Annotated in this window: 3 protein-coding genes; all 3 read left to right on the forward strand. The window is 67.0% G+C overall.

The genetic code is table 11. The features are described from left to right. A partial coding sequence (locus VKH46_00355; protein HKB69266.1) for a hypothetical protein occupies positions 1–416 on the forward strand: 416 nt, incomplete at its 5' end. Positions 417–447: 31 nt separating this feature from the next. After that, on the forward strand, positions 448–2,025 hold the full coding sequence (locus VKH46_00360; GenBank protein ID HKB69267.1) for an NAD(P)/FAD-dependent oxidoreductase: 1,578 nt from the start codon (positions 448–450) through the stop codon (positions 2,023–2,025). An 87-nt stretch (positions 2,026–2,112) separates the two neighbouring features. Beyond that, on the forward strand, positions 2,113–2,361 hold a 249-nt coding region (locus VKH46_00365; protein HKB69268.1), incomplete at its 3' end, for a chromate resistance protein ChrB domain-containing protein.

Consider the following 2,361-nt stretch of genomic DNA (forward strand, 5'->3'; position numbering starts at 1 on the left):
ATCCCGGCGCCGGCGAACTCCTCCGGACAGAGCGGCCGGGGACTTCCTACGCGATCTTCACGGTACCTCCCCGCCGCCCGCTCTCGGGGCTCGCGGATTGTCATCCCGTTGCGCTCGACACGGCCGGCGACATCGGCGCCCATCCTTTCTCCGAAATGATGGAGTCGGGCGTGATGGTGCGGCGGATCGTCGACGGAAAGCCGCGCTGGATGCCGATGAGTTCGAAGAATTCTCCACCGCTTCGGGAGAAGGCCGACGCGGTGATCTGGCTCGGCGCCACGACGACGGAGGTGGCCGCTCCCGCGGACGTGTGGACCGACGCGGCGTACCTGGCGGAAGTGCGCCGCCGGGCAAAGATCATGAGCGATTTCTTCGGCCTCGATCTGACGGCCGATCTCCCGCCCATGAAGCCCTGATTTCGGTCTCTCTCCGCGGTAGACTTCCGCGATGGAACCCTCGGAGATCTTCGACGTCGTTATCGTCGGCGGCGCGGTTTCCGGCGCTTCGACCGCGATTCTCCTCAAGCGCCGGCGGCCGGAGCTCCGCGTCCTCGTCGTCGAAAAGGGCGAGAAATTCGACTGGAAGGTCGGCGAGTCGACGGTCGAGATGTCCGCCTATTTCCTCACACGCGTTCTCAAGCAATACGACTATCTGTCGCGCGAGCAGCTTCCGAAGCACGCGTTCCGCTACTGGTTCGTCAACGACGAAGTGACGCGCCTGCGCGAAGCGTCGGAAGTGGGGCCCACGCAGCTTCCGCGCACGCCGTCGTTCCAGATCGACCGCGCGCATCTCGACGAGCACCTGCTCGAGGTCGCGGCGACGGAAGGGACACAGGTCTGGCGGCCCTCGAAGGTCGTCTCCTTCGAGCTCGGAGGCGAGGCGGGGAATCGCCTCACGATCGAGCGCCCGAACGGAGAGACCGTCGAGATCGCCGCGAAGTGGGTCGTCGACGCGACGGGCCGACAGGCGCTGCTGGCCCGCAAGCGCGGCGGCGTGACGCCGATCGCATCGCACCCGACGGCAGCGATCTGGGTCCGGTACCGCGACGTGAAGGACCTCGACGGCGTCGAGGTCTCCGGGACGGACCCGGCCGACCCGTTCTCCCGCGCGGTGCTCACTTCCCGCCGTCTCGCGACGAACCACTTCACCGGGTGGGGATACTGGATCTGGTTCATTCCGCTGCGCGGCGGCGAGACGTCCGTCGGGCTCGTCTGGGACAAGCGGTTCGTCGATCCGGCGGGAACGACGCCGCTCGAGAAGCTCGAGCGCTTCCTCGACGCCAATCCGCTCACCCGCGAGCTCCTCGAGCACGCGGCGCCCGTCGAGGGGGACTGCCGCTACTACGCGCATCTCCCCTACTACGTCGACCGATTCATCGGGCCGGGGTGGACGTGCGTCGGAGACGCGGGGGGATTTCTCGATCCGTTCTATTCGCCCGGCCTCGACCAGATGGCGTTCTCCGTTCACATGCGCGTGAACCTGATCCTGAAGGCTCTCGGCGGGGCCGCCCCGGACGAGATGGCGACGGAGTACGCGGACCACAACCGCCGTTATGAGCGGTTCTTCCGCTATTTCTACGAGTCGATCTACCGGGACAAATACACGGTGATGGGCGACTACGACACGATGACGACGGCGTTCCTCCTCGACACGGGTTTGTATTACGCCGTCGCGATCATGCCGGTTTACCGGCATTCGCACGACCGCCTCGGCGTTCCGCCGTTCTACGACGACGGCGCGTGGATCGGCTACTACCCGATCCGCTTCTACAACCGCCGGCTTGCCGCGATCGCCCGCCGCAAGAAGGCGCTCGGCACCTACGGAAATCACAACGCCGGGAGGCGTCCGAATTTCGTCGGCTACTCGGTGCGGTCGTCGGTCTTCGTCATGATCGCGCACGGCCTGCTGCGATGGGCGAAAGCCGAGCTCGCGCACGCGTGGAGCTTCATCGTCCCGCCGCGACGGGGCCGCCCGGTTGCCGACGGAGCGGTTCGCGGACCGGAGACCGCCCGAACCTCGCCGTAGCCGCCGTTTCGGCGGGCTCCGTCTTCTCGTGCCGGAAGGTCGTTATAGCAGTTGACAGATCGATAGATCAACTGCTATCAACTCCGGGTGCGCTGGGTCACCCGGCGGGGCATTCACGTCAACCGGACCGCGACCGGATGGCTCATCCGGCGGTTCCTCGATCCCGACGCCGAGATCCTCTTCGTCGATTCCGCCGAGGTCGCGGGCTTTCAGGAGGCCCGCGGCGCCGCGGGATTCGACGCTCCGGGCGCGAGGTACCCGCACCGCGACGCCCTCGACCGATGCTCCTTCGAGCAGCTCGTCGACGAGCGCCGCCCCGGGGACCGGGCCTTGAGG

The organism is Thermoanaerobaculia bacterium (assembly GCA_035260525.1).
In the GTDB taxonomy this organism is placed as follows: Bacteria; Acidobacteriota; Thermoanaerobaculia; order UBA5066; family DATFVB01; genus DATFVB01.

Coding starts and splice junctions, on each gene's coding strand:
- VKH46_00360 (HKB69267.1), top strand. CDS start 448: ATGGAACCCTCGGAGATCTTCGACGTCGTTATCGTCGGCGGCGCGGTT.